This window comes from Actinokineospora sp. (genome assembly GCF_052390155.1).
Taxonomy (GTDB): Bacteria; Actinomycetota; Actinomycetes; order Mycobacteriales; family Pseudonocardiaceae; genus Actinokineospora.
The window spans coordinates 1-23898 of the sequence record NZ_JBQTHF010000085.1; the positions used below are offsets into that span (position 1 = coordinate 1).

24 protein-coding genes are annotated in these 23898 nt (G+C 71.5%); 14 read left to right on the top strand and 10 right to left on the bottom strand.

What is annotated here, in order from left to right:
- The 4 genes from ACT4N7_RS25635 to ACT4N7_RS25650 all read left to right on the top strand — a co-directional run.
- On the top strand, positions 1–785 hold a 785-nt coding region (locus ACT4N7_RS25635; protein WP_444831410.1), incomplete at its 5' end, for an ATP-grasp domain-containing protein.
- 2 nt (positions 786–787) lie between these two features.
- Positions 788–2065: an MFS transporter gene (locus ACT4N7_RS25640; protein ID WP_444831411.1), complete on the top strand. Its 1278-nt coding sequence runs from the start codon at positions 788–790 to the stop codon at positions 2063–2065.
- Positions 2066–2193: 128 nt separating this feature from the next.
- The gene (locus ACT4N7_RS25645) at positions 2194–3276 is read left to right on the top strand and encodes a pyridoxal phosphate-dependent aminotransferase (protein WP_444831412.1); all 1083 of its coding nucleotides are present in this window, start codon (positions 2194–2196) and stop codon (positions 3274–3276) included.
- 59 nt (positions 3277–3335) lie between these two features.
- Positions 3336–4313: a methyltransferase domain-containing protein gene (locus ACT4N7_RS25650; protein ID WP_444831413.1), complete on the top strand. Its 978-nt coding sequence runs from the start codon at positions 3336–3338 to the stop codon at positions 4311–4313.
- A gap of 1 nt (position 4314) precedes the next feature.
- Here ACT4N7_RS25650 and ligD read toward each other — a convergent pair whose 3' ends face one another.
- The 5 genes from ligD to ACT4N7_RS25675 all read right to left on the bottom strand — a co-directional run bounded on the left by ligD (position 4315) and on the right by ACT4N7_RS25675 (position 10639).
- Entirely contained in the window at positions 4315–5334 is a 1020-nt protein-coding gene (gene ligD, locus ACT4N7_RS25655; RefSeq protein WP_444831414.1) for a non-homologous end-joining DNA ligase, read from the bottom strand.
- Entirely contained in the window at positions 5331–6422 is a 1092-nt protein-coding gene (locus tag ACT4N7_RS25660) for an ATP-dependent DNA ligase (protein WP_444831415.1), read from the bottom strand. The genes ligD and ACT4N7_RS25660 overlap by 4 nt, the downstream gene beginning before the upstream one ends.
- A gap of 119 nt (positions 6423–6541) precedes the next feature.
- Positions 6542–7114: a TetR/AcrR family transcriptional regulator gene (locus ACT4N7_RS25665; protein ID WP_444831416.1), complete on the bottom strand. Its 573-nt coding sequence runs from the start codon at positions 7112–7114 to the stop codon at positions 6542–6544.
- Entirely contained in the window at positions 7095–8072 is a 978-nt protein-coding gene (locus tag ACT4N7_RS25670; protein ID WP_444831417.1) for an FAD binding domain-containing protein, read from the bottom strand. Before ACT4N7_RS25670 ends, ACT4N7_RS25665 begins: the two co-directional genes overlap by 20 nt.
- On the bottom strand, positions 8069–10639 hold the full coding sequence (locus tag ACT4N7_RS25675) for a molybdopterin-dependent oxidoreductase (RefSeq protein ID WP_444831418.1): 2571 nt from the start codon (positions 10637–10639) through the stop codon (positions 8069–8071). The genes ACT4N7_RS25670 and ACT4N7_RS25675 overlap by 4 nt, the downstream gene beginning before the upstream one ends.
- Positions 10640–10781: 142 nt before the next feature.
- Between ACT4N7_RS25675 and ACT4N7_RS25680 the strand changes: the two genes are divergently transcribed.
- Positions 10782–11402, top strand: a complete 621-nt coding sequence (locus ACT4N7_RS25680; RefSeq protein WP_444831419.1) for a TetR/AcrR family transcriptional regulator — start codon at positions 10782–10784, stop codon at positions 11400–11402.
- 43 nt (positions 11403–11445) lie between these two features.
- A complete protein-coding gene (locus ACT4N7_RS25685; protein ID WP_444831420.1) occupies positions 11446–12060 on the top strand; it encodes a CPBP family glutamic-type intramembrane protease in 615 nt (204 codons plus the stop codon).
- On the opposite strand, the gene ACT4N7_RS25690 is transcribed toward ACT4N7_RS25685, so the two are convergent.
- Complete coding sequence (locus ACT4N7_RS25690) at positions 11996–12424, bottom strand: MarR family winged helix-turn-helix transcriptional regulator (protein ID WP_444831421.1); 429 nt, start codon at positions 12422–12424, stop codon at positions 11996–11998. The two genes, ACT4N7_RS25685 and ACT4N7_RS25690, sit on opposite strands and share 65 nt — an antisense overlap.
- A gap of 42 nt (positions 12425–12466) precedes the next feature.
- On the opposite strand from ACT4N7_RS25690, the gene ACT4N7_RS25695 reads away from it, so the two are divergent.
- The 3 genes from ACT4N7_RS25695 (at position 12467) to ACT4N7_RS25705 (ending at position 14290) form a co-directional block, all read left to right on the top strand.
- Positions 12467–12805 (top strand): antibiotic biosynthesis monooxygenase family protein, encoded by a 339-nt coding sequence (locus ACT4N7_RS25695; RefSeq protein WP_444831422.1) that lies wholly within the window; start codon positions 12467–12469, stop codon positions 12803–12805.
- Between the two features lie 192 nt (positions 12806–12997).
- On the top strand, positions 12998–14041 hold the full coding sequence (locus ACT4N7_RS25700; protein WP_444831423.1) for a peptidoglycan recognition protein family protein: 1044 nt from the start codon (positions 12998–13000) through the stop codon (positions 14039–14041).
- A 33-nt stretch (positions 14042–14074) separates the two neighbouring features.
- Complete coding sequence (locus tag ACT4N7_RS25705) at positions 14075–14290, top strand: hypothetical protein (protein WP_444831424.1); 216 nt, start codon at positions 14075–14077, stop codon at positions 14288–14290.
- Between the two features lie 60 nt (positions 14291–14350).
- Here ACT4N7_RS25705 and ACT4N7_RS25710 read toward each other — a convergent pair whose 3' ends face one another.
- Positions 14351–15355: a beta-ketoacyl-ACP synthase III gene (locus ACT4N7_RS25710; RefSeq protein WP_444831425.1), complete on the bottom strand. Its 1005-nt coding sequence runs from the start codon at positions 15353–15355 to the stop codon at positions 14351–14353.
- A gap of 821 nt (positions 15356–16176) precedes the next feature.
- Here ACT4N7_RS25710 and ACT4N7_RS25715 point away from each other — a divergent pair.
- Genes ACT4N7_RS25715 through ACT4N7_RS25725 form a run of 3 tightly spaced genes read left to right on the top strand, consistent with a single transcriptional unit; the run spans position 16177 to position 19009 of the window.
- Entirely contained in the window at positions 16177–16923 is a 747-nt protein-coding gene (locus ACT4N7_RS25715) for a LuxR C-terminal-related transcriptional regulator (protein WP_444831426.1), read from the top strand.
- Complete coding sequence (locus tag ACT4N7_RS25720; RefSeq protein ID WP_444831427.1) at positions 16920–17822, top strand: branched-chain amino acid transaminase; 903 nt, start codon at positions 16920–16922, stop codon at positions 17820–17822. The genes ACT4N7_RS25715 and ACT4N7_RS25720 overlap by 4 nt, the downstream gene beginning before the upstream one ends.
- Complete coding sequence (locus ACT4N7_RS25725) at positions 17822–19009, top strand: acyl-CoA dehydrogenase family protein (protein ID WP_444831428.1); 1188 nt, start codon at positions 17822–17824, stop codon at positions 19007–19009. The genes ACT4N7_RS25720 and ACT4N7_RS25725 overlap by 1 nt, the downstream gene beginning before the upstream one ends.
- A gap of 232 nt (positions 19010–19241) precedes the next feature.
- Here the strand turns inward: ACT4N7_RS25725 and ACT4N7_RS25730 are convergent, their stop codons facing one another.
- Genes ACT4N7_RS25730 through ACT4N7_RS25740 form a run of 3 tightly spaced genes read right to left on the bottom strand, consistent with a single transcriptional unit; the run spans position 19242 to position 21642 of the window.
- The gene (locus ACT4N7_RS25730) at positions 19242–20840 is read right to left on the bottom strand and encodes an AMP-binding protein (protein WP_444831429.1); all 1599 of its coding nucleotides are present in this window, start codon (positions 20838–20840) and stop codon (positions 19242–19244) included.
- Positions 20837–21397, bottom strand: a complete 561-nt coding sequence (locus ACT4N7_RS25735) for a ferritin-like domain-containing protein (protein ID WP_444831430.1) — start codon at positions 21395–21397, stop codon at positions 20837–20839. Before ACT4N7_RS25735 ends, ACT4N7_RS25730 begins: the two co-directional genes overlap by 4 nt.
- The gene (locus ACT4N7_RS25740) at positions 21394–21642 is read right to left on the bottom strand and encodes an acyl carrier protein (protein ID WP_444831431.1); all 249 of its coding nucleotides are present in this window, start codon (positions 21640–21642) and stop codon (positions 21394–21396) included. Before ACT4N7_RS25740 ends, ACT4N7_RS25735 begins: the two co-directional genes overlap by 4 nt.
- A gap of 301 nt (positions 21643–21943) precedes the next feature.
- Between ACT4N7_RS25740 and alr the strand changes: the two genes are divergently transcribed.
- Both alr and ACT4N7_RS25750 read left to right on the top strand, forming a co-directional pair.
- Positions 21944–23038, top strand: a complete 1095-nt coding sequence (gene alr, locus ACT4N7_RS25745; protein ID WP_444831432.1) for an alanine racemase — start codon at positions 21944–21946, stop codon at positions 23036–23038.
- A gap of 61 nt (positions 23039–23099) precedes the next feature.
- The gene (locus ACT4N7_RS25750; RefSeq protein WP_444831433.1) at positions 23100–23873 is read left to right on the top strand and encodes a tryptophan 2,3-dioxygenase family protein; all 774 of its coding nucleotides are present in this window, start codon (positions 23100–23102) and stop codon (positions 23871–23873) included.
- Positions 23874–23898 lie beyond the last annotated feature (25 nt).

Genomic DNA, 23898 nt, shown 5'->3' on the forward strand with positions numbered 1-23898 from the left:
AACACCACGGCTGGCCCATCGTCATCAAACCCCGAGCCGAAAGCTCCAGCGCGGGCGTCGTCATCGCCCACCGCCCCACCGACATCCAGATGCCCGCCAACGCCATGGTCCAGGCGTTCCACCCGGGTCGGATCTACTACGTCGACGGCGTCTTCGACGGAACCAGACTCGACATCTGGACCGCGTCCCGCTACCTGCAGTCCTGTGTGGACTTCCGGTCCGGTTCGGTGCTCGGCGGGGTACAGGAGGACGACCCCGAGATCCTCGACCGCGTCGGCGCGTTCGCCGAACGCGCCCTGCGCGCGCTGTCCAACCAGCCGGTGGTCGTCCACTTGGAACTGTTCGTCGACGGCGACCGCTGCGCGTTCCTCGAAGTCGGCGCCCGGGTCGGCGGCGGCGAGATTCCCTTCCTGTGGCGCGAGGTGCACGGCTACGACCTCATGGCGGCCGCGTTCCAGATCGCCATCGGGCAACGTCCGCAGCCGGTGCTCCCGTTCGACCGCGGCGGGGAGATCACGGGCGAACTGCTCGCCCCGGCACCCGCCCGGCGCCCGTGCCGCATCCTGGAGGCCACCCCGATGGTCGGCCGGGTGCCGTGCCTCTACGCCGAAGACCTGCTCCGGCCCGGGGACGTGCTGCCGAACGCGGACGCCTACTACGAGCACGTCGGCGGTCGGTTCCGGTTCCGCGGCCCCACCAGCGCGGCGGTCGAGGCGGCCATCGAGGCCACCGCCCGCGAGTTCCGGGTGCGCGCTGAGCCACTGCCCGTGGCGGCGGCGGCGTAGCCGTGACCGACCCGGCAGGTCTCATGCGCAACAAGAACTTCGCCAAGTTCTGGTTCGGTGAGACAGTGTCCCTGTTCGGTGTCCGGGTCACCGCCTTGGCGCTGCCGCTGACCGCCGTGCTCGTCCTCGACGCCGGCCCAGAGGAACTGGGCTTGCTCTGGTTCGTCACCTACTTGCCCTATCTGGTGGTGGCGATGCCGCTCGGCGTGCTGGTCGACCGGCGTCCCAAGCGGCCGTTGATGATCGCGGCGAACCTCATCCGGGGTGTCCTCATCGGACTGGTCCCGGTACTCGCCGTGCTCGATCTCCTTACCCTGACCGCTTTGTTCGTGATCACTTTCGGCGTCGGCGTCTGCACCGTCCTGTTCGACGTCTGCTGGCAGTCCTATGTCCCGGTCATCGTTGCCCCCGAGCACCTGATGGCCGCCAACGGCCGCGTCACCGCGAGTTGGTCGGCCGCCGAGTCGGCTGGCCCCGGTCTGGGCGGCCTGCTGGTCCAGGTCCTCACCGCGCCGTTCGCGCTGATCGTGAACTCGGTGTCGTACCTGGTGTCGGTGGTGTCGCTGTGGTCCATCCGCGTGCCCGAGCACGTGCCCAACGCGACCGGGAGGCATGTCGGCCGGGAGATCATGGACGGGCTCACCTTCGTGGTGCGTCAGCCCTACCTCCGGGTGATCGTGCTGAGCGGCGGCCTCTACAACTTCTTCTACGTCTTCCTCGAAGCACTGTTCGTCGTCTACGCGGTGCGGGTGCTGGAGTTCGACGCGGGGCTCATCGGCCTGGTCATGTCGCTGGGCGCCATCGGCGGCGTGCTGGGCGCGGGCGTCGCGTCCACGCTGGTCAAGCATCTGCCATTCGGCGTGGTCTACGTGGTCGCGGACCTGGTGGGGGTATGCGGCCCGCTGCTGATCGCGGCCGCGTCGGGCTCCAAGGTGGTCACCGCCGTGGTGGTGACCGTCGGGTTCTTCATCATGCGCGCGGGCTCGGCGATCTCCAACACCGCGAGCATCAGCCTGCGCCAGACCGTCACCCCGCCGGAGCTGATGGGGCGGATGAACGCGGGCATGCGCACGCTCATGTGGAGTCCGCAGACGCTGGGCGCGCTCGCGGGCGGCTTCATCGGCGGGTTCGCCGGCCTGCGCGCGGGGCTGTGGATCGCGGGAATCGGGACCGTTTTGTCCGTACTGCCGCTGCTCTTGTCCAGAATTCCGCACATTCGCGAGTTGCCCGCCGCCGCCCGACCGGCCGACAATGCGCAAATTCAGCAAGAATTCGTCTGACCAGGAACTTTTCACGGCAGATCCATGAATTTCGCTCTGTCGGCCGGGACATGGTCTGCGAAATACTCTGAGCCATCCACTCCCGCTGCCGTGAGTCGAGCAGCCGCGAGGCGACAAGGAGACCACCGGTGACAGGACTTGGCGCCAGTCCGCTTTCGGCGGTTCCCGCCGCGGTCGAATCCGACCCGCCGGTCCGACTCCACGCGAGTGAGAATCCCTATGGCGCGAGTGCCGCGGTGCACGCGGCCCTGGTTCGCGAACTCCCGAACATCAACCGATATCCCGACGGCACCGCGCGGGCACTGGTCGACGCTATCGCCGAACATCACGGAGTCGGCGGCGATCAGGTCAGTGTTGGAAACGGCGTCGACGAGATCATTCTGCTCCTGGTCATGGCACTGCGAAGATCAACCCATCCCGGCCTGGTCACCGACGCGACATTCCAGAGCTATCACGCGAGCATTTCCGCGATGCGGGAAACAGCCACCACCTGTCCGCTCGACGGCTATCGGCTGCCGGTCGCCGAAATCGCGGCACAGCTCGACAACGGGGCCGGATTCGCGTTCGTGTGCAATCCGCACAATCCGACCGGGACGGTGCTCACCGGAGCCGAACTGGAGTTCCTCGCCGCCGCGGCCCGGGGTGGCTCGACGCTGATCGTCGACGAGGCCTACGCGGAGTACGCGGGCGCGGAATTCGCCTCCGCACTTCCCCTGGTCGCCGGGGACGCGTCTGTCTGCGTGCTGCGGACCTTCTCGAAGGCGTACGGCCTCGCCGGGCTCCGAGTCGGCTACGTCATCGGCCCACCGCAGCTCGTCGCCCAGATCGGTCACCTGCGCCGGGCGCTGCCCTACAACGTCAACCGGCTCGCCCAGACCGCCGCCGTCGCCGCGCTGGCCGACCAGGACTTCGTCCGGCGCACGACGAAGCTGACCGTCGAGATCCGCGAGTGGTTCGGCCGGGAACTGACCGCGCTCGGCCTGAACTGCGTTCCCTCGAATGCGAACTTCCTGCTCGTCGAATTCGGCGAGGACAGCAGCGAGGTCGCGGCGGCGTTGCTCGCCTGCGGATACCACGTGCGCGACACGACCGGCATGGGCCTGCCCGGCCATATCCGAATCTCGATCGGCACCCGCGGCGAGATGGTCACCCTGCGGCACGAAATCGCCGACCTGCTGGCTCGCCGGGACGAACTCAGCCCCGTCGCCTGACTGGGGTGCCGAACGATGATCCGCGCCAACGCAATTGTCCCAGGATAAGAGGTCCGCACATGCTCGCCGCATCACTCTACAACGCCTACGCGACGTCCTCCGCTGTCTGCGCCGCTGTGCAGACCGGCCTGCTCGATGCCGTGCACCAAGACCTTAAAGTGGACATCGAGGAATTCGCGGCCGCGGGTGATTTAGACAGCTATGTGCTGCGGGGGGTGTGGGAGGCGCTGGCCCGCGAGCAGATTCTCTCGGTCGTACAGGCGGAGCCGCTGATCATCACCAAGGGCGCCGAGTTCGACGACATCTGGCTCAACAAAGGCTATTTTCTGTGGCTGGTCCGCGGCTACGGCGACATGCTGAGCCGGGTCGGCGAACTCGCGCACAACAGTGCCCGTGCGGGCGTTTTCGGCGCGCGCAATGGGCGCGCCATCGCCCAAGCGGGCAAGGACTACGGCGCGCATTTCGTCTGCCCGATCGTCAACGACCTGATCGCGGGCCTCGATTTCGAGGTGCTGGCCGACCTCGGCTGCGGAAGTGCCAACCGCATCATCCAGTTGGCGGGCCGGTATCCCACCAAGCGGTTCATCGGCGTCGAGGTCGACTCCGGCGCGGTCGACGTCGCCCGCGCCGCGGTCGCCGCCGCGAACCTGTCCGACCGGGTCGAGATCGTCCAGGACGACGTCCGCAAGTTGCGCGAACGCCCGGAGTACGCGCACGTCGACACCGTGCTGTCGTTCTTCCTCGGCCACGACTTCTGGCCGCGGGAGGACTGCCTCGCGACGCTGGACCAGATCCGCGTTCGGCTGCCGCGGGCCCGCGACTTCCTGCTCAGCGACACCTACCACTCGGCGTCGGTCACGCCCGACCCGCCGATCTTCACCTCGGGGTTCGAGCTGACGCACGCGGTCATGGGCCAGCGCGTCCCGACCATCGAGCAGTGGGTGGATCTGTTCGAGGACTCCGTCTGGGAACTGCGGAGCCGGACCGCGCTGGACATCGCCTACAGCGAGATCTTCCACCTGGTTCCCAAGCCGTAGCTCAGTCCTTGCGCGCCCTGCTCGGCGCGACGCGCGGGGGCTCGTTGGGCTGCTTGGGATACACCGGCGGCCACGGCGCGTCCATCAGGCCGCCCGCCAGGTCGCGGCGGGACCAGTCGAGCAGCGGATCGAGCGCCTGGGGGCGCTCGGCGATCCCCGCCCACGGGTCGCCGCGCTCGGCCAGCCGGGCGGGCACGGTCGCGATCGTGAGGCTGTCGGGGTCGACCGTGTCCAGCTCGTCCCAGCCGATCGGCGTCGACACCTGCGCGCCGACCCGCGGCCGCACGCACCACGCGCCGAACACCGTCTTGTGTGGAGCGTTCTGGTTGAAGTCGACGAACACGCGCGCGCCGCGTTCCTCCTTCCACCACCGGGCGGTGACGAGGTCGGGGTGGCGGCGCTCCAGCGCGCGGGCCAGCGCGACCGCGGCTGCCCGCACCTCGTAGCTGTCCCACCGCGGCAGCAGCCGCGCGTACACGTGCAGGCCGCGTGCGCCCGAGGTCTTCACGCGCGCCTCGATGCCCACCTCGGCGAGCAGGTCCCTGGTCAGCGCCGCCACCTCGCGCACCTGCGCGAACCCCACTCCGGGCGACGGGTCGAGGTCGATCCGCAGCTCGTCGGCGACCTGCGGGGCGGCGGCGTGGAACGGCCAGACGTGGAAGCCGATACAGCCCAGGTTCACCGCCCACAGGATGTGCGCCAGGTCGGTCGCCACGAGCGCGTTGCTGGTCGTGCCGTTGGGCGTCACCACCTCGGCGGTCGTGAGCCACGACGGCGCCGACTTGGGCGCCCGCTTCTGGAACCACGACTTGCCGCTCGCGCCATCCGGGTAGCGCTCCAGCAGCAGCGGCCTGCCGCCCACCGCGGCCAGGAACGGCTCGGCGACAGCCAGGTAGTACCGGACCAGGTCGAGCTTGGTCTCCCCGCGCTCGGCGAAGAACACCTTGTCGGGGTGCGTGATCGTGACCTCGGTCCCGGCCACGTCGATCGTCAGGTCGCCCGGTGACACTGGTTCGCTCACGGGTTCGTCCGTTCGCCGAACAGCGCGGCCAACTCGGCGGGCGCCACCGCGTCGAGTTGGGCGTAGGTGCACGACTCCGGCGTGCGGTCCGGCCGGAACCGCACCAGTCTGCCGCCGTGCCGGAACCGGCCGCCCAGCACGTGTTCGTAACGCACCTCGGCGACCGTCTCCGGTCGCAGCGGCTCCCACGACAAGTCCTTTGTGGAGTTCCAGCGGCTCTGCCCGCCGGTCATCCGGCCACCAGCGTCGGCCCACGCCTGCGCCCAGGCCCGCCAGGGATGCCCGTCGAGCGCGTTTTCCCGCAGCGGCGCCAATTCCGCGACCAGCTCCGCGCGCCGGGCGACGGTGAAGCTGCTGGCCACGCCGACGTGGTGCAGCACGCCGTCGCCGTCGAACAGGCCAAGCAGCAGCGAGCCGACGCCCACACCGTCCTTGTGCCAACGGAAGCCCGCCACCACGCAGTCGGCCGTGCGCTCGTGTTTCACCTTCCACATGACCCGCTTGTCCTGCAGGTAGGGCAGATCGGCGGGTTTGGCCATCACCCCGTCGAACCCGGCGCCCTCGAACCGGGTGAACCAGTCCTGCGCGACGTCGGGGTTGTCGGTCAGCGGAGTGAGGTGAAGCTGCCTCGCCGCCGAGCCCCCGGTGTCGCCGAGGACGCTAGCCAGCAGCCGCCGCCGCTCGCTGAACGGCTCGGCGGTGAGGTCGCGGTCGTCCAGCGCGAGCAGGTCGAAGGCCACGAAACCCGCCGGGGTCTCCGCCGCCAGCTTCCGCACCCGCGAAGCCGCCGGATGCAACCGATTCTGCAGCGTCGCGAAGTCCAACCCCGCCCCCGTGACGACGACGATCTCACCGTCCACAACGCACCGCCGTGGCAACTTCTCGATCAGCAGCTCGACCAGCTCGGGGAAGTACCGGGTCAGCGGTCGGTCGTTGCGCGAGCCCAACTCCACCTCGTCGCCGTCGCGGAACACGATGCAGCGGAAACCGTCCCACTTGGGCTCGTACACCAGGCCCGGCAGGCGCGGCACCTCGTGCACGGCCTTGGCCAGCATCGGCTTCACCGGCGGCATCACGGGCAGGTCCACGAGCTGACCCTAGAACGCCGACGACCACTCCGACACCACCTGGGCTTTCGTCGGGCCGCCTTCCCCGACCGGCCCTCGCACCCCAGCGTGTGTTCTGGACCCAGCGGCGGTCGGGGGCGTCAGTGTTTGGCGAGGCCGCCGACCAGGAGGTTGACGCCGAGGCGTAGGCGGTGGCGGAGGCGGTCGGGGTGGGCGATGTCCACCTCCAGGCCGTAGATCAGCGACAGGGTGACATGGGCGATCTCGCTCGCGTCGGTGCCGTGCAGGTCGACTTCGCCGCGGGCGGCGGCGGCTTCGATGGTGTTGGTGAGCAGGTCCAGGATCGCGGCGGTGAAGTCTTCGACGAGTCCGCCCGACAGCCGCGCGCCGGCGTCGAGCAGTTCGGCGGCGTGCGGGCTGTCGCGCCATAACTTGAGGGTCAGCTCCAGTTTGGCGGCCAGCACCGCGTGCAACCGGTCGGCGAGGGAGGCGTCCGCCGCCACGGCGGCGACGGCCTGCGCGACGGCGCCGTCGAAGAGCCTGGTCCCCAGCCTGCGGAACGCGTCGTCCTTGTTCCGTACGTACTGGTAGACCGCGGGCCTCGACATCGCCGCCGCGGCGGCGATGTCGTCCATCGTGGTCCGGCGCACCCCGTGCCGGGCGAAGCAGGCATACGCCGCGTCCAGGATCCGGTCAATCGGCTCGTCGGGCATGTCGAGGAATATCGCACGAGACGCCTGCCGCGCGTTCCAGGACCTCCAACACGGTGTCGCGCAGGAGGGCGACCTTGTAGCCGGTCTGCGGCAGTGGCGCGCACCGCAGGGTCGACTTCTCGGCGGCGGCCCGCAGCGTGGCGGGGTTGGCGACCTCCCCGATCAACGCGGACTCCACCTCGGGCAGCCGCAGCGGGGTGTGAGCAACGCCACCGACCGCCACCGCCGCGGCGGCGATGACCCCGGAGTCGGCGTCCACCACGAGCCGGGCCACCGCCTCGACCAGCGGCCATTCCGCCTCGGCGCGGCCGATCGCCCGGTGGTAAGCGGCCCGCTCCCCCGCGATCGGCGCGGGCAGCTCGACGGCCAGCAGCACGTCGGCCGGGCCGAGCAGGTGGTCGCGGGTGGGGTCGGAACCGTCCCCGTAGAGCTGGGCGACGGGCAGCCTGCCGCGGCCGTGCACCTCGACCCGGGCACCGTCGTAGGCCAGCAGCGCCACCGCGATCGACGACGGGTGCGGCGCGACGCACGGCCCCTGGTCGATCACCGCGGAGTACAGGTGCGCCCCCTCGCGGGCCGGGCAGCCGTCACCGCCGGTCTGGAAGCAGGAGAACCGCGGGTTGCGGTAGTACCAGCAGCGGTTGCGCTGCAACAGGTTGCCACCGAGCGTGCCCGCGGCGCGGATCTGCGGTGTAGCCAGCCCGCCCGCGGTCGCGGTGAGCGCCGGATAGCCCGCGCGCAGCCCGGGATCGGCGGCGATCTCGGCGACGGTGGTCATCGCCGCGATCCGCGTCGACCCGTCCGGGAGCCGTCCCATGCCGCGCATCCCGGGCACCCCGCCCAGGTCCACGAACGGTCCGGTGGCGCGGCCGGTGTGCTGGCGAGCGGTGACGTCGGTCCCGCCCGCGCGCAGCTCACCGCCACGGCCCACGGCGGCAACTACAGAATCGAGGCTCATGCGCGAATCCCTTCGAGCAGCCGGTCCGGCCGGATGGGGAGGTCGAGCGGAGACCAGCCGGTGGCGGCGCGGACCGCGTTGCCGACCGACGCGGCCACGCCCAGGGTGGCCAGTTCGCCGATGCCGACGCCGCCGCCGGTGACGTGGCCCCAACCGTCCTGGTGGAAGTGGACGTCGATCTCCGGGGTGTCCCCGATGCCGGGGATGCGGTAGTCCTCCAGGTTGTCGGTCAGCACGATGCCGGTCGCCGGGTCGACGTGGCGCTGCTCGTAGAGCGCGAAGCCGACGCCCTGGATGATCGAGCCCTCGCACTGGCTGCGGGCCAGCCGCTCGGAGTAGATGTGGCCCGCGGCGATGCCGCCCCACACCCGGGTGGCGCGGACCTTGCCGAGCCGGGTGTCGACCTCGACCTCGGTGACGTGCACCGCGCCGCTGAATCCGCGGCCGATGGCCAGGTTGTCCAGGGCGAACGGGGTGACGTAGCCGCGGCGGTCCCGGACCCGCTTGCCGACGACGCGCACGCCGTCGGCGGCACCGAGGCGACCGGCCACCGAGCCGATGGGAACCCCGAGCGCGGCGCGCAGCCGGGTGGCGGCGTCGCGGGCCGCGGGCGCCACCGAGGGGGTGGTGCGGCTGCCGCCGGACATCGGCCCGTGTGCCGGGCCGGTGCGGCCGACGTCGACGCGGATCCGGTCGGCGGGCAGCCCGAGGTCGGCGCGCAGGATGTCGTGGATCACCGAGCGGATGCCGGTGCCCATGTCCTGCGTTGCCGTGCGGGCGACGACCACCCCGCCTTCGACGACCAGTTCGACCTTGGTCCCCGGGTCGAGGAAGTAGAGCCAGTTGGCGGCGGCCACGCCGACACCGCGGCGGAAGCGGCCGGTCTGCGAGCCGGGCGCGGGCCGCTGGGTCCACGCGGGCAGCGCGGCCGCCCAGTCGTAGAGCGCGTGCCGCTTGGTGTTGCCGTCCCACCGGCGGCGCAGCGCGATCGGGTCTTCGCCCAGCCGCAGCGCCATCTCGTCGACGGCCCGCTCCATCGCCCACGACATCGGCGGCCCGCCGGGGCCGCGGAACGGCGCGCCGGGCGCCTGGTTCGTCACCACGTCATAGTCGCGCAGCCTGCGCGGCGCGGTGCCGTACATGAGCCGGGCGAGCGTGGCGACCGTGGAGGTGACCGACACCCCGCCGTCGCCGTACACGTCCACGGTGAGCGCCGCCAGGTCGCCCTTCTCGTCGGCCAGCAGGCTCAACTCGGTGCGGGTGCCCGGCCGGTTGCCGGTGGCGACGAGCTCCTCGGACCGGTCGAGCACGACCCGGACCGGGGCGCCGGTCGCGCGGGCCAGCTCGACGGCCGCGACGATCTCGATCGTCATGGACGTCTTGGCGCCGAAGCCGCCGCCGACGTGCTCGGCCGCCACGTGCACCTGGTCGACGCTTAGCCCCCACTTCTTGGCGGCGGCTTCGGCGACCGCGGTGACCGCCTGGGTGGAGACGTGCAGCCGCAGGCCGCCATCGGGAAGCCATTGCGCGACACAGGAATGCGGCTCCAGGGCGGTGTGCACCTGCACGGCGGTGGTGAACGTGGCCGATACCAGCCTCGGGTCGTCCTTCGCCCGCGCGCGCTCGACGCGCTTGGCCGCCGCGCCGCCGCGCCAGCTCATCGAGGTCGGGCCGCGCAGGTTGTCGTTCCACTTCGCGGGCATCGTCGGGCCCTCGCTGGACACCGGGGCCGCCTTGCGCGCGGCCTTCGTCGGGTAGATCACCGGCGCGTCGGACTGCCGGGCGCGCGCGGTGTCGAACACCGCGGGCAGCTCGTCGTACTCGACGTGCACCTGGCAGGCGGCCTTCCTGGCCTCGGCCGCCGTCGGCCCGGTGACCGCCGCGATGGGCTGGCCGACGTAGCGGACCGTGCGGTCCGCGCCCAGCAGGTCGACCAGCGTGGTGCCGTCGGACACCTTCACCGAGCGGACCACTGCGTGCGCGGCGGCCGAGCGGACGATCACCCCGTCGAGCTGGCCGGGCAGCCGGACGTCGGTGGTGTACTTGGCCTGGCCGGTGATCTTGGCCATCGCCTCGATCCGGGCGCCCGGGGGCCCCTCGGCGTCGTGCGCGCCGGTGCACGCGGCGCCGATCGCGGCGTAGATGCCCTGGTAGGCGCCGCAGCGGCAGAGGTGCCCGGACATCGCGTCGGCGATCTCGGCGCGCGTGGGCGCGACGTCGCCGCGTTCGGCGCGCCACCGGTCGACGAACGCGGCGCCCTCCACGACGAAGCCGGGCGTGCAGTAGCCGCACTGCAGCGCGTCGTGCGCGGCGAACGCGCGCTGCACCGGATGGGTGCCCGCGAGGCCCTCGACGGTGGTGACCGACCGCCCTTCGAGCGCCGCGCACGGCAGCAGGCAGCTCACCTTGGGGGTGCCGTCGACCTGCACCGTGCAGGCGCCGCACACGCCCGCGCCGCAGACCAGTTTGGCGCCGGTGAGGCCGAGGCCGTCCCGGAGCAGACCGACCGCGGACTCGTCTGGATCGGCGGACACGGTGTGCACTGTGCCGTTGACCGTCACATCCACATGCACTCCTCGGGGCGCCGATGACTTCGTACTGACATGTTGACATTCAAACCACAAAACGTCAGATCGTCAACCCGCAATCACCCGAACGTGTGGAAGTCATCGGCGCTCTGGAGGTCGTGGGCACCCTGGCGTGGATGGCGTGGCCGAAGCCGCGCGACAGCCGGTGACCGCACCGGCCAAGCGGGGCGCACACCTGCTCGACGCCGTCGTCGAGGTCGTCGCCGATGGCGGCATCACCGCGGTCAGCATGCGTTCGGTCGCCGCGGCGGCCGGGGTGTCGCTCGCCCAGGTCCAGTACTACTTCCGCAGCAAGGACGAGCTGGTCGCGGCGGCGTTCGAGCACGTCAGCGAGGGTGTCGAGGGCCGTGCCGCCGACCTGGACACCTCGGGTCCGCCGCGGATGGTGCTGCGGCGACTGCTGGAGCTGTGGCTGCCCTCGACCGCCGAGCGGGCCCGGGACGCCCGGGTGTGGGTGGCGTTCACCGCCGCCGCCATGACCTCCGCGCCGCTGCGGGAGATCAACACGAGGATCGACCGGGACCTCCGGGCGGGCTTCTCCGGCCTGCTCCGCCAGGCCCAGGCGACCGGTGACCTCGACCCGGCCCTCGACCCCGACGTACACGCGGCCGTACTGCTCGCGGTGGTCGACGGGCTGGTCACCCAGGCCGTGCTCGCACCGGAAGACGGGCGCGCCGACCTCGCCGCGCGCGGGCTGGACGCCCACCTGTCCCGACTCTTCGCCGACCAGGAGCAGCCATGACGGGAATCGGGAGAGCACTGTTGGGTTCCTGCTCGGCGTCACCGTGACCCTCGGCAGCGCGGCGGCGGTGTTCGCCGCGGGAACGGCGGCGGGCCTGCTCCGGTGGACGACGCCGGATCTCGCCGCGCTGGCGGCCTTCGTGCTCGTCAACGGCCTCACGGCGGTGCGGCTCGAAGCGCTCCCCGAGGAACTCGCCCTGCGCGGCTACGCCTGGACCGCGCTGCGCGAACGACATCGGGCCGCGGTCGCCACCCTGGTCACCACCGCCCTGTTCCTGCTGGTACCCGGCGGTTCCATGGTGGTGCACGCCGCGATCACCCCGTCGCCGATCGGCTTCGTCCCGCGCGGGGAAGACCCGCTGTCCTACCTGATCCTGCTTGTCGTGTTCGGCCTGACGCTGATCGCGGCCAGGACGGCCACGGCGTCGGCCTCGCTGTGGACCTCGGTCGGCACTCATCTGACAGTGCTCACCGTCAACCGCATAGCCCTGTTCGGCGACGAACGCGGCGCGGGCTGGTCCGCCGAGGCAGGCCCCGAAGCGGTTCTCCTGGTCCCGGTGTACCTGTGCGTGGCCGCACTCGCCTTCCTGGTGATCAGACGAGGTTCGCGGCGCAAGCGCCCAGCAGATCGGTCAGCCGCCGCTGATCGCGCGGCGTGAGGTCGGCGACCATGCGCCGCTCGACCCGGTCGACCGCGCGGGCGGCCGCGCGCAGGCCGGATCGGCCCGCCGGGGTGAGCGTGACCGGGCGGGCTCGACCCGCGCTCGGCCGGTCGGCCACGGCCACCAGGCCGCCTGCCCGGAGTCCACTGAGGACGTCCTGAAGCGACTGTCTGGTCACGAAACACAACCGCGCGAGTTCAGCGGACGACGCGCCGGGACGGTCGGCCAGCGCGCGCAGGACGGCGTACTGGGACAGCGAAAGCCCGGTCGGACGCAGCTCCTCGTCGCACGCCTGGCGCAGCAACTGCTGGACGCGTTTGACCAGATATCCGGGCCGAGTCTCGGTCGGCGCTTGACTCATGTCAGGTACCGTACACATACTGGACGCTGTAAGGAACCTGACATGAAGGAGAGCACCGTGCCGACCGTGATCGACGTCGACGCCGACGTCACCACCCTCATCAACTGCTTCACCGTCACCCCCGACCGCCAGCGCGAACTGGTCGACCTCCTGGCGCGCGCCACCGAGGACGTGATGCGCCACCGGCCGGGATTCGTCGCGGCGAACATCCACGCCAGCCTCGACGGCACGCACGTGGTCAACTACGCGCAATGGGCGAGCGTCGAGGCGTTCCAGGCCATGCTCACCGACCCGGTGTGCCAGGAGCACATGTCCGCCGCCGGACAGCTCGGGTCGGCCGAACCGGTGCTCTACACGGTGGAGTCGGTGCACCACCACTGATCGGCGTAATGCCGCGCGAACCTCGGCGAACACCGGACCAGAAGCCGAAAGGCGACCGCCGAGCGGGCGGACGGAGACCCGTTGCCTGAGCGTGCCGAGCCGTGTGCAGATCGTGCATACTCCGTGCTCTTGATCTTGTCCACTCCCTAGCGTCGGCCGGGTCCGCCCGATCCCGCCGCCAAGGGAGTCGCCTTGACTGTCAACCGCCGCACCGTGATCCGCACCGGGCTCGCCGTCAGCGTGGTCGGTACCGCCGGGGTGCTGACAACCGTGCCGCTGGCCCCGGAGAGCGATGCAGCCGAGGCCGCCGCCGCGCCGACGATGTACCGCAAGACGACCTGGGGCGCCCGGCCCGCGAACGGCACGATCACGGTGCTCAACCGCAAGCCCGCCTACATCGTGGTGCACCACACCGACGGCCCGAACAGCAGCGACCGGTCCAAGGCGCACGCGTTCGCGGTCGCGCGGAGCATCCAGAACTACCACATGGACAGCAACGGCTGGGCCGACAGCGGACAGCAGCTCACCAACAGCCGCGGCGGCTACGTCATGGAGGGGCGCCGGGGCAGCGTGCCCGCGATCCACGGCGGCCGGACCCACGTCGTCGGCGCGAACGTGCTCGGCCGCAACTCCGAGGTCATCGGGATCGAGAACGAGGGCACCTACACCTCCGCCCAGGTGCCCGCCGCGCTGTGGTCGTCGCTGGTCAAGCTGGTGACCTACATCGCGAAGCAGTACGACCTCGCGCCGTCGCGGATCAAGGGGCACCGCGACTTCAACAGCACCGCCTGCCCGGGCAACGTGCTCTACCGCAGGCTGCCGGAGTTGCGCCGCGCGGTCGGCCAGTCGCTGGGCAGGGCGGTCGTCGAGGAGGCAACCTGGCCGCTGCTCGGCCCGGCCAGCACGGGCGCGCAAGTCCTTGCCGCGCAACACCTCCTGCGGGCGCACGGGGCGAAGGTACCGACCGACGGGGTGTTCGGGCCGGGCACCGTGGCGGCCGTCCGGCAGTTCGCGGTGCGCACCAACGTGGGCTACGAGCCGTGCTACGCCAGCCGCGCCGCCGACGAGCGCGGGCTGCTCGGCGCGGGCGAGTGGCCACACCTGGTACGCACCGTGCGGGTCGGCGACAGCGGCGACTTCGCCCGCGCCGCCCAGGTTCTGCTCGACGCGCGCGGTCAGCGGCAGGCGCAGTCCACCGTGGTCGACACCCGCACCTGGCAGGACCTGCTCGGCTGACCGACACTCGACGGCGACGGAGAAGGCGGTGCCATGACGACCATCAGCACCGAGGACCCCGTCGCGGTCGTCGGCGCCATCCACAGTGGCAACGTCGCGCGCTGCGCGGGCTGCCTGCCGAGCATCCGGCCCGGCCGCGGCCCGACTCGGCGACGACGACCCGGCCGCTACACCTGCTCGGGGATCTCCTGGGTGAACCACACGGAGGCGCCGTGGCCGATCGGCACCGCAAGGCAGGCGAGCAGGTAGCAGCAGTGCGAGCGTGCTCCAGCCCGCCGAGCACCACGGCGACGGCGACCTTGGGCGGGGTCAGGGGACGCGCACGACCTGGCCGGCGTAGTTGAGGCCCGCCCCGAAACCGACCAGCAGCGCCAGCCCGCCCGCCGCCACCGCGCCGCTGCTCACGAGCTGGTCGAGGGCGAGCGGGATGGAGGCCGCGGAGGTGTTGCCTGCGGTGACCACGTCGCGCGCGATCGCCACCCCGTCGGCGAGGCCGAGCTTCTTCGCCATCAGGTCGATCATGCGCAGGTTCGCCTGGTGCGGCACGAACGCGGCCAGGTCGTGCACGTCCACCCCGGCGGCGGCGAGCACCCGTCTGCTCGCGGGGACCATCTCGGTGATCGCCCACCGGAACACGCGCTGGCCGTCCATCGTCAGGTTGGGCCTGGTCAGGCCGGGGTCGCGGCGGAACGCGCCCCAGGACGTGGTCATCGCCAGCGCGTCGCCGGCGCGTCCGTCGGCACCGCGGACCGCCGGGCTGATCCCCGGTTCGTCGGCGGGCCCGATCAGCATCGCGCCCGCGCCGTCGGCGAACAGGATCGCGACGTTGCGGTCGGCCGGGTCCACGATGTCGGTCATCCGCTCGACGCCGATGACGAGCACGTAGTCCTCCGCGCCCGTGCTCACCATGTCGTTGACCACGCCCAGCGCGTGGCAGAAACCGGCGCACGCCGCGGAGAGGTCGAATCCGCCCGCGGTTCGCGCGCCGAGTTCGTGCGCGACCGCGATGGCCAGCGGCGGCGTTTGCACCAGGTTCGACATGGACGCCACGACCACGCAGCCGATTCGGTCCGGTTCGATCCCCGCCTGCCCGCACGCCTTTCCGGCGGCCTCGACCGCCATGGTCAACAATGTCTCGTCGTCGGCGGCGAACCGGCGTTCCCGGATTCCGCAGCGCTCGACGATCCACTCGTCGGTGGAGTCGACGCGCCCGCACAGCTCCGCGTTCGTCACCACCCGGCTCGGCCGGTAGGCGCCGAGACCGAGGATGCGGGCGTGCCGCGGACGGGGTGCGCGCAGAGATCGGACAGCCATCGCTCACCTTCGATCGGGCCGACGGGGTACCGGGGTATTCGGAGCCGACCGACGGCCCGCCTGCCGCGCACCCGCCCGGACCGCGCCGAACCGCCCAGTCGACTCGGCGTTTCGGCGGCCACCATTGGCGCGTTCGGCGCAGTATCGCGCGGACCGTCACTTATTCGGCCTAACCGCGGACAGGGCCGCACTGGCGACCACTATGCCTGCCGAGTTGCCTCCAATGATGCCAACTTAGGTGACAACGGTCCGAATATCAACGGTTACTTTCCGTGACCTGAGCTACCCGCGGTCAGCGCAAGGGTGAAATCCCCTACTCCGCCCGGTCGGTCGCGGTCGGAATCCCCTATAACCCGCGAACGGCCTTGACGACCCCCGTACCGGCTGGTAGGACAATTCAATATCAGGTGCCCACCTGGACTCGGGAGGTGCTATTCGGCGAACGGGTACGTCCATTCGGAGTAAACGGCCGTTCACCAACCAAACCGCAGGTCAAGACAAGTTTCTGTGGTCTCGACCCGCTGCGGGTAGACCTTCCGAGAAGCCCTGAAGGAATCCGATGTAATTCCCGTTTACCATTCATGGCCCGCACTGTTGACGCGGACGCGAATCGGTGCACACTGTCGCACACAGCACCTTGCAACTAGTCTCGAACCGGCAGACACCGGTCGACAGACGTTTGTCGAAATACACGCGAACAACTGGGGAACGGGTGGCTGTGGGGATGCCGTCACCTCGCCTCCAGTCCATTTACCGGGCGCCTGTGCCGCAGGCAACGGAGGGGTAAATTGAACGACAACGAGCCGACGGATTTACACTTAATGGATTCGCCGCGAACTCGGGTGCTGGTCTCCATCGACAATGAGCTGATGCGGTACGGCCTCACCCAGATGCTGTCCGAACTGCCGATAGTCGGCTTCGTCCGGTCCGTCGGCGACTACGACGCCACCGCGGCGCTGCTGAGCGGCGGCCGGTTCGACGTGGTCGTGGTGTCGGTGGCCACCGCGGTCGAGGTGACCGAGCGGATCGTGCACGCGGCCAGACAGCACGGCGCGGCGTCGCTGCTGCTGCTGCGCCAGTCCGAGGACGCGCTCGCCCCGAACGTCGCCGCGCTCGACGTCAGCGGATTCCTGCTGGAGCCCGGCCTCAGCGGCGCCACGCTCGCCGACAGCCTGCAGAAGCTGCGCCGCGGCGACATGCCGATCCCCGGCGCGCTGGCCCTGCGCATCATCGACGAGCTGCGCACGGTGGGCAGATCCCGGTCGGATGTGCCGTTCATGCTCACCCCGCGCGAGCGCCAGGCGCTCAACCTGCTCGCCGAAGGGTTGAGCAACAAGCAGATCGCGCGGCGACTGGGCATCTCCGAGCACGGCGCGAAGCGGCACGTCGGCAACGTCCTGGCCAAACTCAACTGTCCGAACAGGACAGTCGCGGTGACGATGGCGCTCAACCACGGGCTGCTCACCGAGGACACCAGGTCCGCGACGCCGGACCCGGCCGTGGTCAGCCTCCGCCGCCGGATCGTGTCCGGCACCGCCAAGCACAGTCGAAGGGACGGGATCGCGTGAGCGCGCAGCGCAAGATCTGGCACAACGGGTCGCTGGTCGACTGGGACGAGGCGACGCTGCACGTCGGCTCGCACGGCCTGCATTACGGCATGGGCTTCTTCGAGGGCCTGCGCTGCCACGCCACCCCGGCCGGACCGGCGATCTTCCGGCTGACCGACCACCTGGCGCGGCTGGCCCGGTCCGCGGCCGCGTACCTGATCCCGCTGCCCTACGGCATCGACGACCTCGGCGAGGCGTGCAGGCAGGTGGTCAGGGCCAACGAGTTGACCGACTGCTACCTGCGTCCGGTGATGTACCTGGGCACCGGGGAGAACCCGTTCCGGGCGCCCTGGCACATCTCGATCATCCCGTCGGCGAACGGTCCGCTGGTCGGGGCGCCGAAGGACACCGGGGTCCGGGCGAAGGTGTCCAGCTTCAACCGCATCGCCACGAACGTCATCCCGCCCGCGGCGAAGGCCACCGGCCAGTACCTCAACTCCTACCTCGCCCAGCTTGAGGCCGTGACCAGCGGGTACGACGAGGCCGTGCTGCTCAACACGCAGGGCCAGGTGACCGACGGCTGGGCGCACAACCTGTTCACCGTGCGGGACGGCGTGCTGACCACGCCGTCGCTGTCCAGCGGCGCGCTGGCGGGTGTGGTGCGCGACACCCTGCTGACCCTCGCGGCCGAGGCGGGCATCGCGGCCGGGGCGGACATCCTCACCCGCACCGACCTGTACTTCGCCGACGAGTGCTTCCTCACCGGCACCGCGGCGGGCATCGTGCCGGTGGTCAACGTCGACGGGCGGCCGGTGGGCGACGGCAAGGTCGGGCCGATCACCCAGCAGCTCACCAGCCGCTACGCCGAAGTGATCACTGGGGCGACGGCCGACCACGCCGACTGGCGGGAACTGGTCTGATGACGGCGACGGCGGGCATCGACTCGGAGTTGGACTACCGGCGGCGGCTGCGGGACGCCCTGTCCGGGATCACGCCGGCGGCGGTGGCCGAGTGGGAGCGCGTCGGCCACCTGCCCCGGCGGGTGCTCGCCGACCTCGCCGCCGCGGACGTCTTCCGCGGCCGGTGGGCGCCCGGCGCGCAGGTCGGCATCCCGATGGTGGTGGCGATGGCGGAGGAGTCGGCCGAGATCTGCAGTGGACTGGCGCTGGCGGCCATGGGCCACAGTGAGATCTTCATCGGCGGCCTGCACTGGCTGGGCACCACCGAGTGGCACCGCACCCTGCTCGACGACGCGCTGGCGGGCCGGGCCATCGGCTGCTTCGGCTCGACCGAGCCGCAGGGCGGCTCCGACCTCGCGGGCATCCGAACCACGGCGACCCGCACGCCGGAGGGCTGGCACCTGCGGGGCCGCAAGCGGTACGTGTCGAACCTGGGCGCGGCCACCCACGTGGTGGCCGTGGCCAGGGTCGAGGGCAGCCAGGCGCGCGACCTGGCGCTGTTCGTGGTGCCGCTCGACCACGCCGGGGTGCGGGTGCACGGCTTCTTCGAGGCCACCGGGGTGCGGGCGTGCGACGTCGGCGAGGTGTCCTTCGACGAGGTCCTGCTGCCGCCGGAGGCGTTGCTGGGCACCGAGGGCATGGGGCTGGCCTACGCCAGTCGGCTGCTGCAGTTCGAGCGGCTGTCCATCTGCGCGCAGCTCCTCACCGCGGTCCGGCAGTCGATCGGGCTCACCGCGGCGCACGCGCGCAGGCGCCTGGTGGGCGGCGTTCCCTTGCTGGACAAGCAGGTCGTGCGGCATCGGCTCGCGACGGCCACGGCCCGGCTCGGGGTCGCCGACGCCGCCCTGCGCGACGTCGTCGCCCGCGGCACGGCGAAGCTGCCCTTCGCCCACCAGGTCGCCGCGCTCAAGCTGGTGGTCGGCGAACTGGCGAGCGAGGTCACCGACGGCTGCCTGCAACTGTTCGGCGCCAGGGGTTACACCGGCAACTTCCCCTTGGAACGCTGGTGGCGCGACGTCCGGCTGGCCCGCATCGGCGGCGGCGCGGACGAGGTGCTGACCGAGGCGGTCGCGTCCCGCCTGCGCCTGCCCGACGCCCGGTTCGACGCCGCCCTGGACCGCTACGAGGCCGCGGACATCGCCCGGTGACGCTTCCGGCGCGTCCACAACCCCGCCGACCATCCACAGAAATCTCGGCGCGCACGCCGGCGCGTCCACAACCCCGCCAACCATCCACAGAAATCTCGCCCCACCCCGCGCACCCCTGGTGACCGATAGACTGGAGCAGGGCAGACCCCCCAAGGGAAGGGCGGGGGCTGTCCTGGGGCCTGACCGACACAAAAGGACCCTGCCGCACGCCGGCAGGGTCCTTTGTGGTCGGTCAGGTCAGGATGGTGTACACCAGGTTCGCGGGCAGCGTGCCGGAGAGGCACGCGGTGCGCAGCGGGCCGCGCTGCGGCTTGCCCGACGTCGTGCGGGGGATGATGCCCGCGCGGGCCACCACCAGCGGCGCCACCCGGGTGCCGAGCGCCGCGGAGATCGCCGAGCGCACCGACTTCGCGATGTCCGGCGCCAGGTCCCGCGCGTCGCGCACGATCTCGATCACGACGCCGAACCGCTCGCCCGCCCCGGAGTCGTACTTGAACGCCGCGCAGCCCACCCCGGGCAGACCCGCCGCGGGGATCGCGACGGCCTCCACGTCCTCGGCGAACACGTTGTGCCCGCCGATCGAGGCGACGTCGCTGTGTCTGCCCAGCACGTACAGCTCGCCGTCGTGCAGAAAGCTCGCGTCGTTGGTGTCGAAGGGTGTCGTGGTGCGCGGCAGGAATCCGTCCGCGGTCCAGTAGCCGTCGAAGAGCCAGTCGCCGTCCAGGTGCAGGGTGCCCGGGTCGGTGTCGTTCGACACGGTCAACCGGTTGCCGGGCAACGGAGGGCCGAGCGAGACGTGCCCGCCGGGGCCCTGGATGGGGCCGCGGTCGTGCACCGCGCACGACGCGCCGACGGTGCCCTCCGCCAGGCCGTACGCGGGCATGATCGCCTCCCACGGGAAGCCGAGTGGGCCGACCGCGCGGTGGAAGTCCTCGATGTCGGACCAGAGCACCCGCTCGGCCGCGTTGAGACACGACCGCATCCGCGACAGGTCCAGGTCGCCCGGATACGGGACCCGGCTCGCGAGCCGGAAGCCGAAGTTCGGCGCGCCGCTGATCGTGGCCCGCTCCCGCGCGAGCAGCGTGATCCACCGCGACGGGTCGAGCACGAACGCCCGCGGGTCGAAGTGGACCTGCGGCACCCGCGCGTACAGGGCGGGGCCGAGGAAGCAGACGAGCCCGAGGTCGTGGTACATCGGCAGCCAGGTGACGACTTTGTCCCGGCCAGCGTCCATCCCGAAGCACCGGCTGATCATCTTGAGGTGCCCGGCGAGCGCGTCGCGGCCGATGGCGACGCCCTTCGGGGTGCCGAGGCTGCCCGAGGTGAACTGGACCAGCGCGGTGTCCGAAATGGACACTTCGGGATCGGTTCGGCCGTCGGTGCCCTGGAGTTCGGCGATCGGGAACCGGGCTGGTCGGCCCACCACCGGATCGGCGTCCGCGCCGACGAGGTGGTGCGCGCAGCCCATCGCGGCGAGGACCGCGCCGAACCGCTCGGCGTAGGTGCCGTCTTTCTTGTTGGCCTGCGGTGGAAGCGACACCAGCGTGCCGCCCGCGGCCCACACGCCCAGCGCGGCGATGAGCACGGGAAGGCTGTTGCGCAAGGTGATCGCCACCGGGCTGCCCCGCTCGACGCCGCGCCGACGCAGCCGCACGGCGGCGGTCACCACCCGGCGGGCAAGCTCGTCGTAGGTCACGGACTGCCGCCCGCCGTCGTCGTCCAGGAACCCGAACGACCCGGTGGCGCCGACCGGCCGGACGATCTCTTCGAGGCAGAGTCCCGGCGCGGTGGCGAAGTGCGCGGGCCACGTGCGGACATCCACCTCGGTCATCCGCCGGTACCGGCCCCGACGGCGGCCGCCGCCTCCAGTTCGGCCACCGCGAGTTCGTCGGCGCGCTCGGCCCGTTCGATGAGCGCGTGGACCGACTTGTCCTGGTCGGCGCGGCGCATCAGCGCCTCCTCGATGTAGGACACGTGCCACGCCTCGTCGCGGATGATCGCCCGCAGCGGCCTGCGGATCGCGGTCGGCAGGTCCTCGTTGACGTGCACCTCGTACTCGTCGAGGCCGCGCCGCTCGGACACCAGCGTCAGCGCGAGCATGTCGTCGAGCGACTTCGGGATGCCGTAGTGCGCGGAAAGCCTTGCCTGGTAAGGCTGTGCGACGTCGGCGACCTCGCCGCCGAACTCCTCGATGGCGCGCGTCCACAGCCAGGCGTGCACCGCCTCGTCGCGCAGGTGCCGGGACAGGTCCGCGCGCAGCTTCGCGGTGTCGGCCAGCCGGGCCATCCGCATGATCGCGCCCGCCCCGTGCACCTCCGCCGCGCGGTACTGGTTGAGGATCCACACCGGGTCCTCTGGATCGATGTGCCGACCGGACGAAGTGATCACGACAGGCTCTCCTGCTTGGTCAGCGCGGCGGCGACGTCCTCGATCGTCCGCAGCTCGGTGAGGTTGGAAATGCCGAGGTGTGCGCCCGTCTCGGCGTGCAGGGCGGCGAGCAACTCGGAGGCGTCGAGGGAATCGAAGCCGAGGTCGTCGACGAGGCAGGTGGTCGGCGCCAGCGCCCTGGTGTCGACGCCACGACCGCGCGCCACCAGTTCCATGACCAGGTCGAGCGCCTGTTGTTGGTCCATTTCGCACTCCGGTGTCGCCTAGGGGATTGCTCTCGATCGGCACGACCCGCCAGCGGGCTCGACGCCGCCCTGCCTCTCGAAACTAGGGTCGGCGGCACCGCCCGCTGGTCGCGGACCAGGGACTCAAAACGCCCGGGCCGATCGACCGGCGACCGGAGGTGCCCGATCGGGTACCGACCGCACTGTCCTCTGTAGACAACGGGGCCAGCCGGGGTCGGGGTCACCGGCCGACCCGGGTACCCGCACCGGATACCCCGGACAGGCAGTCATGGCCCGCCAACCCGCTGCCATGCTCGCTGGCATGACAGTGTGCGAGGCGGAAATCGACCTGTCCGCGATCGCGCACAACGTCGCCACCCTGCGCGGCCTGCGCCGCGCACCGGTCATGGCGGTGGTGAAGGCCGACGGCTACGGGCACGGCCTGGTCCCCAGCGCGCTGGCCGCGCTGGCCGGTGGCGCGACGTGGCTGGGGTGCGCGTTCGCGGCCGAGGCGCTCGCGCTGCGGGCCGCGGGGATCGCGGCGCCGGTGCTGTGCTGGCTGCTCACCCCCGGCGACGTGGCCGCCGCGGTGGCCGCCGACGTCGACGTGTCGGTGTCGGCGCAGTGGGCGCTGGACGAGGCGGTGCTGGCCGCGCGGGTGCACGGCCGGGCCGCGCGCGTGCATCTCAAGGTGGACACCGGCTGCGGCCGGAGTGGCGCCCCGGAGGCCGAGTGGGCGCGGCTGGTCAAGGCCGCGAGCGCGTACCGCGGCGACGAGGTGGACCTGGTCGGGGTGTGGAGCCATCTCGGGAACGCCGACGTGCCAACACATCCGGGCAACCGCGACCAGCTCGCCGCGTTCGCCGCCGCGCTCGACACCGCCGCCGCCAACGGTGTGGTGCCCGAACTGCGCCACCTGGCGAACTCGGCGGCCACGCTGGGCCTGCCCGCGGCCACCTACGACCTGATCCGGCCCGGCATCGCGCTCTACGGCGTCAATCCGCTGGCCGTCCCGAGCCCGGTCGACCTGGTGCCCGCGATGACGCTGCGCGCGCCCGTCGCGCTGGCCAAGCGGGTGCCCGCGGGGACGGCGCTGTCCTACGGCCACGACTACACCACGGCCCGCGAGACCACGGTCGCGCTCGTGGCGGCCGGGTACGCCGACGGAGTGCCGCGCGCGGCGGGCAACCGCGGCCCGGTCCAGGTCGCCGAGCGGCGCTTCCACGTGTCCGGCCGGGTGTGCATGGACCAGTTCGTGGTCGACGTCGGCGACGCCCCGGTCGCCGCGGGCGACTGGATCGTGTTGTTCGGCAAGGATTCCGCGCCGAGTGTGGCGGACTGGGCCGCGGCAGCGGGCACGATCCCCAACGAGATCCTGACCGGCCTGGGGCCACGCGTGCGGCGCGTCTTGCGCTGACGGCGCCGCGGGAGGAGTCCGGCGGCGAACCTCGCCGCCCGCAGGGAAAGGCGAGGCCCGCATGACCGTACGACCCGATGATCTTCTGCCAGGTGGGTTCGTCCCGCCGCAGGCCGCTGGTGCGACGTACGGCGAGTTCCTCCACCTGGACGCGCTGATCGCGGCGACCGACCCGGTGCCGGACCAGACCGACGGCCGGGTGTTCGTCACCGTGCACCAGGTCTTCGAGCTGTGGTTCCGGCTGATCCTGCACGAGCTGGAAGCCGCGCGGGACAACCTGTTCGCGGGCGAAGTCCCGGACGCGCTCTACCGGCTGCGCCGCACCGCGCGCGTGGATTGGCTGCTGGTAAGCCAACTCGACGCGCTCACCACGATCAGCCCCGGCAGTTTCCACGATCTCCGGCCGCATCTGGGCACCGCCAGCGGGTTCCAGTCCGTGCAGTTCCGCGAGATCGAGTACCTGTCCGGGCTGCCCGACCGCCACCACGGCACGTACCGCCCGCGCGACCCCGCCGAACGCGACCGGCTGGCGCGCAGGCTGCGCGAGCCGAGCGTGTGGGACGCCTTCCGCGACCTGGCGCGCGGGCGCGGCGTCACGGATCTGGTGCGGCTCTACCGGTCCGGCCCCGTCGACCGGGAGCTGCTGGACGTGGCGGAGGCGCTGATGGACCACGACGAGGGGTGGGCGATGTGGCGCATGCGGCACGCGGTCGCCGTCGAGCGGATCATCGGTCGCAAGTCCGGGACCGGCGGCTCATCCGGTGTGCACTACCTCAACTCGCGCCGCGACGAGCGGTTCTTCCCCGAGCTGTGGGCTGCCCGGACGCACCTGTGACCGGGCCCGTTCGGGTACCCCGAAC

What these genes read in the sequence shown, in the direction of transcription:
- ACT4N7_RS25725 (WP_444831428.1), top strand. Translation starts at nt 17,822, where the DNA reads ATGACGGCGACGGCGGGCATCGACTCGGAGTTGGACTACCGGCGGCGG.
- ACT4N7_RS25665 (WP_444831416.1), bottom strand. Translation starts at nt 7,114, where the DNA reads ATGCCCGACGAGCCGATTGACCGGATCCTGGACGCGGCGTATGCCTGC.
- alr (WP_444831432.1), top strand. Translation starts at nt 21,944, where the DNA reads ATGACAGTGTGCGAGGCGGAAATCGACCTGTCCGCGATCGCGCACAAC.
- ACT4N7_RS25705 (WP_444831424.1), top strand. Translation starts at nt 14,075, where the DNA reads ATGACGACCATCAGCACCGAGGACCCCGTCGCGGTCGTCGGCGCCATC.
- ACT4N7_RS25670 (WP_444831417.1), bottom strand. Translation starts at nt 8,072, where the DNA reads ATGAGCCTCGATTCTGTAGTTGCCGCCGTGGGCCGTGGCGGTGAGCTG.
- ACT4N7_RS25650 (WP_444831413.1), top strand. Translation starts at nt 3,336, where the DNA reads ATGCTCGCCGCATCACTCTACAACGCCTACGCGACGTCCTCCGCTGTC.
- ACT4N7_RS25710 (WP_444831425.1), bottom strand. Translation starts at nt 15,355, where the DNA reads ATGGCTGTCCGATCTCTGCGCGCACCCCGTCCGCGGCACGCCCGCATC.
- ACT4N7_RS25715 (WP_444831426.1), top strand. Translation starts at nt 16,177, where the DNA reads ATGGATTCGCCGCGAACTCGGGTGCTGGTCTCCATCGACAATGAGCTG.
- ACT4N7_RS25730 (WP_444831429.1), bottom strand. Translation starts at nt 20,840, where the DNA reads ATGACCGAGGTGGATGTCCGCACGTGGCCCGCGCACTTCGCCACCGCG.
- ACT4N7_RS25740 (WP_444831431.1), bottom strand. Translation starts at nt 21,642, where the DNA reads ATGGACCAACAACAGGCGCTCGACCTGGTCATGGAACTGGTGGCGCGC.
- ACT4N7_RS25690 (WP_444831421.1), bottom strand. Translation starts at nt 12,424, where the DNA reads ATGAGTCAAGCGCCGACCGAGACTCGGCCCGGATATCTGGTCAAACGC.
- ACT4N7_RS25750 (WP_444831433.1), top strand. Translation starts at nt 23,100, where the DNA reads ATGACCGTACGACCCGATGATCTTCTGCCAGGTGGGTTCGTCCCGCCG.
- ACT4N7_RS25695 (WP_444831422.1), top strand. Translation starts at nt 12,467, where the DNA reads ATGAAGGAGAGCACCGTGCCGACCGTGATCGACGTCGACGCCGACGTC.